The organism is Marisediminitalea oceani (assembly GCF_003731635.1).
GTDB classification, from domain to species: Bacteria; Pseudomonadota; Gammaproteobacteria; order Enterobacterales; family Alteromonadaceae; genus Alteromonas; species Alteromonas oceani.
Window position 1 is genome coordinate 1 of record NZ_RCUA01000076.1, and the last position, 6,474, is coordinate 6,474.

Genomic DNA, 6,474 nt, shown 5'->3' on the forward strand with positions numbered 1-6,474 from the left:
ATGCGTTTCCGGGACTGCCAAAAAGCATAGGCTTTTTGCAGGCCTCCGGGATTTAAAACGCTAAGGCGTTTTAAAACATTGCGTTAGCGAGGGATTTTTGTACGCCCTGGGCGGTCTCAGATTTCAGTTCAAACTCAAGCGGTGTGGATTGCCCTGACACAAAGATTTTAAGTTCTGCGTCGAGGTCGAAATGACCAGCAGTTTCTACCTTAAACTGAGTGATCGCTTTATAGGGAATGGAGTGGTAATCCACTTTGCGACCGGTCATGCCCTGCTTGTCGATAAACATAAACCGGTTACTGGTAAAGACTATTAAATCTCTCACCAGTTTGTAAGCACTTACCACCCTTTCACTGTCGCCCAATATAGGTGCCAGCTCTTCCTGAACCTCAGCTACATCTACTTCACTGGCATTGCCCATGAGTGCGTCAAGTAAGCCCATAAATCCTCCGATAATGTTTAATTACAAGCTAAACTATCGCTAACTTGATGTCAGAATACAAGTTTTACAAAGTCCCTTAGCCGGCAAACTTGTAACAGGGTATAAATTGTTTGCTAAGCGCATACCACGCTACCTTTGTCATGAGCACCCCTCATTTCGCATCTGTCCTTATACATTGCCTCAAATCAGCGGTTTAATCTGCGATTCATCCCAAATACAGGCAGGCTGGACTATCCATTTGACATTACAGTTACCTCCCGGATAGGTTAAGCTACTATAGCCTCACAGGCTTCCTTGCAAACTGAAGCCTTTAAATATTAAGGCTAATATAAGAACCGCGAGCGACTGGTATACAGCCGCCGGTAACAGCGCAGGATGCGTTGATAAAAGGAAACGATTTTGACAGATACTAACAACACGGTGACCTTTAACGATATCCACCAGGCCTCTCTGCGCCTGATTGGCAAAGTCAGTCGCACACCGTTACTGGAGTCTACCCGCCTGAATCAATGGCTGGGACAGCGCATCTTATTTAAAACCGAATGCCTGCAAACTACCGGTGCATTCAAGCTGCGCGGCGCCACTAACTTTATCGCCAGTTTGCAGGAGCAGGGCAATATTCCCCGCCATATCGTAGCAAATAGCTCCGGCAACCATGCACAGGCTGTAGCCTATGCCGCCTCGCAAGCGGGTATACCAGTAACAATTTTCTCTACGGAAAACATCTCCGAGGTGAAAGCGGCGGCGACCGAGGATTATGGCGCAGAGCTGCGCCTTTACGCCACTCGTCCGGAAGCCGATGAAGCTGTAAAACAAGCGGCAAATCAAGAAGGTGTGGTGTGGATCCCGCCATTTAATCATCCGTTAATTGTGGCCGGTCAGGGCACCGCTACTCTGGAAGCTATCCAGGATGCCGATCACGTAGATGCCGTATTCGCCCCCTGTGGTGGTGGCGGCCTGCTAAGCGGTAGTTTGCTGGCTACCCGCCACCTGGCTCCCCACGCCAAAGTGATTGGTGCCGAGCCGCTTGTTGCGAATGATGCAGCACGCTCGTTACAGTCTGGTGTAATTGAATCCCTTAGCGGGCCGGTTTCAACCTTAGCTGATGGCGCTGCCACGCCTTCGGTAGGTGATGTGACCTTCCCGATATTGCAACAACTCGACGACTTTTACGAAGTCAACGAGCAGCAAATAGCCTACTGGACTCAGTGGTTACAGCATCTGCTAAAATTACACGTAGAGCCCACCAGCGCCATGAGTATGGCGGCCGTTGCCGCGTGGGCAGTGAATTCGCCTAAAGGGCAAACCGCTGTGGTTATCCTTTCTGGTGGCAATATCAGTAAAGCCACCATGACCAAGGTCTGGGATACCGACTATTTATTACAGCCCCCTATCATTGAATAACAGCAAACTGAATAACACTATGTATAAAAAATCATTGCTCACCCTCTCTGCCACCTTGCTCCTTTCTGTCGGCATCAGCCTGTCGCTAAGTGCCGCTACCCTGGTCACTAATGTGAAAGGTTATACCCTTAACGAACAAGGCAAACTTATCCAGTTTAAGCGCCTACTGGTTGATGATAACGGTAAGGTAGTCAGCCTGGATCCCAACAAAGTGCCGGCAGGCACAACTAAGCTGGACGGCCACGACAAAGTCCTATTGCCGGGCCTGATTGATGCTCACGGACACTTACTGGGTCTGGGCGGTAACCTGCTGGAGGTCGACCTGCGCGAAAGTGGCACTATGCAGGAAGCAGCGCAGTGGGTAGCGCAATATGCCATGGGCCATGCAGACCAGGAATGGATTAAAGGTCGGGGCTGGAATCAGGAGCTGTGGAGCGACCGCTCTTTTCCCAATGCAGAAGTACTCGATGATGTTATCAGCAATAAGCCGGTTTGGTTAACCCGGGTAGACGGCCATGCGGCCTGGGTAAACTCTAAAGCGCTGGAACTGGCAGGCATCACCAACGATACACCTGATCCCGCTGGCGGCCAGATTATTCGTGATGAAAACGGCCAGGCCACCGGGGTACTGATTGATAACGCCATGGACCTGGTTGCTGAGGTTATGCCCAAGCAAAGCAGCAAGCTATACCAGGCGCAGCTCAAAGCAGCAGGTGAGCACTTACTATCTGTGGGTATTACCGCCATGCACGATGCCGGCATTGGCCATCACGTGTATGATTTTTACCTGGCACGGGCAGCCGAGCAAAACCTGCCGGTGCGCATTTACGCTATGTTAAGCGCAACCGATCCTACCCTGCCTGATATGCTGGATACCGGCATTATTCGCAGCAGCGACGACTTCCTGTTTATCCGCAGTGTTAAAGCCTATGGTGACGGCGCGCTGGGCAGCCGTGGCGCAGCACTGATTAAACCTTACAGCGACGCGCCCCACCAGCACGGCTTACTGCTCACGCAACCGGAAGACTTTCCTAAGATCTTTCAACAAGTGTTGGGCGCAGGCTTTCAGCTGAACTTTCACGCCATTGGCGACCGCGCTAATCAAATGGTATTGGATGAATTTGAGCGTACCTTCAGCTCCACAGGAGGCCAGGAACTGCGAAACCGCGTAGAGCACGCCCAGGTAATAGCAGTAGAAGATTTATCGCGTTTTGCCGAGTTAAAGGTATTACCTTCCATGCAGCCTACCCACGCCACCAGTGATAAAAACATGGCCGAAGACCGCTTAGGCAAAGAGCGTATGGAAGGCGCTTACGCCTGGAAAACGTTAATCGACAGCGGCATTCCGTTACCTCTGGGCTCAGACTTTCCGGTAGAACTGGCCAATCCGTTTTATGGCCTGCACGCAGCGGTTACCCGTCAGGACAGAAACAATCAACCTGTGGCAGGCTGGTACCCGGAACAGGCGTTAACCATAGAACAAGCGTTTAAAGGCTTTACGCTGGACGCGGCCTACGCTGCCCACATGGAAGACGCCCTGGGTACCTTAACACCAGGCAAATGGGCCGATTTTATTCTGGTTGATCAGGATATTTTTGAAGTACCGGCCCAGGACATCTGGAAAACCAAGGTTATTCAAACCTGGGTGGCCGGTGAGAAAGTGTTCGACGCGAACACCTCCGGCGAATAATATCTAAATACCTGCGGCCACCTGGCCGCAGGCTCTCTTCGAAGCTCCATCCTTCATTCAATTTTTAAATTACCCTTATTACAAAGTCCTTTGTTGGTCAGGATTGGTTATTAACTAAGTTGCTCGATAGCGCAGCAACTGCCCTAAAGAGAACATTGCATACCTTGCGGTATGCTCGTCTTTTAAAGAGAGCCGATTGGGCAATGAAAAGGGTACGTTAAGAAATTCGTATCAAAATTAAATGCCCGGTATGTTCTATCTGATTACTAACTTCTAAATAGCCGCTAAACGATCTTTTTGTATCTATATTTGTACATTTTTATATTAAGCTTATAATTGTATTCATATGAATACATTTTGAGCGTCCCATGAGTAGGAAGGAAATTGGCCAGCAATTACAGGCCGAGCGTAAACGACAGAAACTCAGCCAATCAGATATTGCAGATAAATTGCGATGCAGCCGACCCAGTATCTCCAATATAGAGAATGGCAGGTACCAGGGTTCACTGCAATTGCTAGAACGATACTTAAACCTTATGGGATTCGAACTCATAGCCGCACCTAAACAGGCCAGGCGTCCAACCTTAGACGAACTGGATTCTATCTACGATGACGACTGATAAACTTACTGGTTTGCCAGAACAAATAAAGCGAATCACTGTTAACGCGGCAGGGCAACAAGCAGGCTTGCTCACCCATTCTTCTTATTTCAGTTTTTTGTACTCCCAGGATGCCATAGCAGTTTCGCTCACCATGCCGAATAACCCGGCTCCATACAACCGGGGAGCGCTGCATCCCGTATTCACTCAAAATTTGCCTGAGGGCTACTTACGCCGTTATATCTCAGAGAAGCTGCGCCGCTATGCGGAAGTGGATGATATGTACCTTTTGGCACTGATGGGGACCAAAGGGATAGGCCACCTGTCGTACGATGCAGGCATACAGTTACCATCAGCGGAACCGGTGGCAATAGAAGAGATTCTGCATTGGTCCGGTAAAGAAAAGCTTTTCCCGCAACTGCTGGAGCGATATTACCTCAATGGCATGGCATCCGGAGTGCAGCCCAAGGTTGTGGTATCCCGCTCTGCGATTTTGCAGAAGGATGTGATCGTTAAAACATTTGATGAAGAATTCCCACTGCTCACAGTAAACGAATTCGTCTGCATGAAGTGTGCTGAGCATTGTGGACTCAATACTCCAAAGGTGTGGTTGTCCGATGATTTGCAGCATTATGTGGTGGAACGTTTCGATACTGATGAATCCGGATACAAAATCGGCATAGAGGACTTTGCGACTTTGATGGGCCGCACCGGCGATCAGAAATACCTGGGTTCCTATGAAAATGTGTTAAAGGTGGTCAACCTGAATACCGGTTCGATGGCGCAGGTTGAAGAAGCATTTAAGTTGGTAGCCTTTAATTGCCTGATTGGGAATGGTGACGCGCACTTAAAAAACTTCTCTTTGCAGTACCAGCCAGACCACACCGAAATTGGGCTCAGTCCAGTATACGATATCACCCATACTCTGATTTACCCCACCATCGATAATGAGATGGCGTTAAAAATGCGTAAGAGCAAAGCCTTCCCTTCTCGACATGAATTGGTGGAATTTGCCTATACAGCTGGTATCAGCCGTTCGTCGGCCGGCAAGATAGTCGATACCCTGGCAGAAGGTATCCTGGTGTCCCTATCTAACATGGAAGAAGTGAATGCTATGGATGGGTTAAGGAACTCAATCGAAGCTCACTTGAATACTGTGATGGAAAGGTCAGGAATACAACCCGTATTCCGGCACGACAAAAAGAAGAAGTACAAATAGAAGCACAAATATAGAACTCTACTTATTCTCACATTTCTGGTATTGGTCAAAAGCGGACATCAGTCCTTCTTGTGAAAACGCTGTATTAAAAGATAAAACAAAAGTAGTAATAAACCACTTTCTCCGCGAACTCGTATAATTGTTTACTTTTACAACCCATTTAGTAAACAGAAATAGACATATGAAAAAAATAATATATCTCATCGTGTTATTGCTCATACAAACTACCATTAATAACGCAGTAATGGCACAAGAAGATAACCCTGTTTTAGTTCCCCTCCCGTCTGTTGATGATTTCACCAAAGGTGAAGACGGCTGGGCATTCGGCATAGGGGTAGGTGTTGAATATGAATCTGCTTACGAAGGCTCTGATGAATTTGGGTTTGAGGCACAGCCTGCCGGTGCCGTGCAATGGCGCAGTGGTGATAATATTTATTACTTTGCAGGCGAAGCATTTGGCTGGCGAGGATTATTCAATGACAAGTGGCTATTAGGAGCCTTGATTGGATTTGAAGAAGGTCGAGAAGAAAGTGACTCTGACGATGGCAGATTAGGTGGCCTGGGTAATCAAGAAGAAGGATTTGAACTGGTTTTACAAGCTCGCCGCTCATTTACCCCTGATTGGCGTTATTGGTTAGTTAGTCGTCTAGTTGCAAGTGATGAAGGAAATCTAGCATTATTTGGTATTGGTCGTCGATTCGGAGAGCAAACTGACGGGACAGGTTCTGAAGTTAATCTTGTTGTTGTTTTACACGACAGCGATTACGCTAATAAAGGGTTTGGAATTGATGCTGTGCAATCAGCGTCATCCGGCTTAGAGGAAACAAATTTAAGTGGTGGGTTACGTTCGTTTGGTATTGATTATAACTACCGAAAAAACATTAACAGTGATTGGCAAATCTATGGCGAAGCACTATTTGAGTATTTTAGCAGTGAAGTCAGAGATAGCCCTGTTGCACGAAGTGATTACGAAGCTGAAGTGGGTGTTGGAGTTATTTATAAATTTTAGTTCCATCAGACAAGAGCGGTGATTTCGAGAGTAATTAAATTTATCGACTGATACGATAGAGGTATAAGCTCGTAGTGCTAGTAAGATGAACGTCCGCTCCTCGCTCATAGC

General features: G+C 47.7%; 6 protein-coding genes. 5 read left to right on the forward strand and 1 reads right to left on the reverse strand.

The window, feature by feature from the left end:
* Nucleotides 1-70: 70 nt before the first annotated feature.
* On the reverse strand, nt 71-442 hold the full coding sequence (locus D9T21_RS19310) for a PH domain-containing protein (protein ID WP_105934643.1): 372 nt from the start codon (nt 440-442) through the stop codon (nt 71-73).
* Nucleotides 443-841: 399 nt separating this feature from the next.
* Between D9T21_RS19310 and D9T21_RS19315 the strand changes: the two genes are divergently transcribed.
* The 5 genes from D9T21_RS19315 (at nt 842) to D9T21_RS19335 (ending at nt 6,363) form a co-directional block, all read left to right on the forward strand.
* Nucleotides 842-1,846, forward strand: coding sequence for a serine/threonine dehydratase (locus D9T21_RS19315; RefSeq protein ID WP_241155764.1), 1,005 nt, complete (start codon nt 842-844; stop codon nt 1,844-1,846).
* Between the two features lie 19 nt (nt 1,847-1,865).
* A complete protein-coding gene (locus tag D9T21_RS19320) occupies nt 1,866-3,536 on the forward strand; it encodes an amidohydrolase (protein ID WP_123326841.1) in 1,671 nt (556 codons plus the stop codon).
* Between the two features lie 368 nt (nt 3,537-3,904).
* Nucleotides 3,905-4,156 carry a helix-turn-helix transcriptional regulator gene (locus tag D9T21_RS19325; RefSeq protein ID WP_123326839.1) on the forward strand — a complete coding sequence of 84 codons (252 nt, stop codon included), beginning with the start codon at nt 3,905-3,907 and terminating at the stop codon, nt 4,154-4,156.
* A complete protein-coding gene (locus D9T21_RS19330) occupies nt 4,146-5,354 on the forward strand; it encodes a type II toxin-antitoxin system HipA family toxin (protein WP_123326840.1) in 1,209 nt (402 codons plus the stop codon). Before D9T21_RS19325 ends, D9T21_RS19330 begins: the two co-directional genes overlap by 11 nt.
* A gap of 181 nt (nt 5,355-5,535) precedes the next feature.
* Nucleotides 5,536-6,363 (forward strand): MipA/OmpV family protein, encoded by an 828-nt coding sequence (locus tag D9T21_RS19335; RefSeq protein ID WP_123324178.1) that lies wholly within the window; start codon nt 5,536-5,538, stop codon nt 6,361-6,363.
* Nucleotides 6,364-6,474 lie beyond the last annotated feature (111 nt).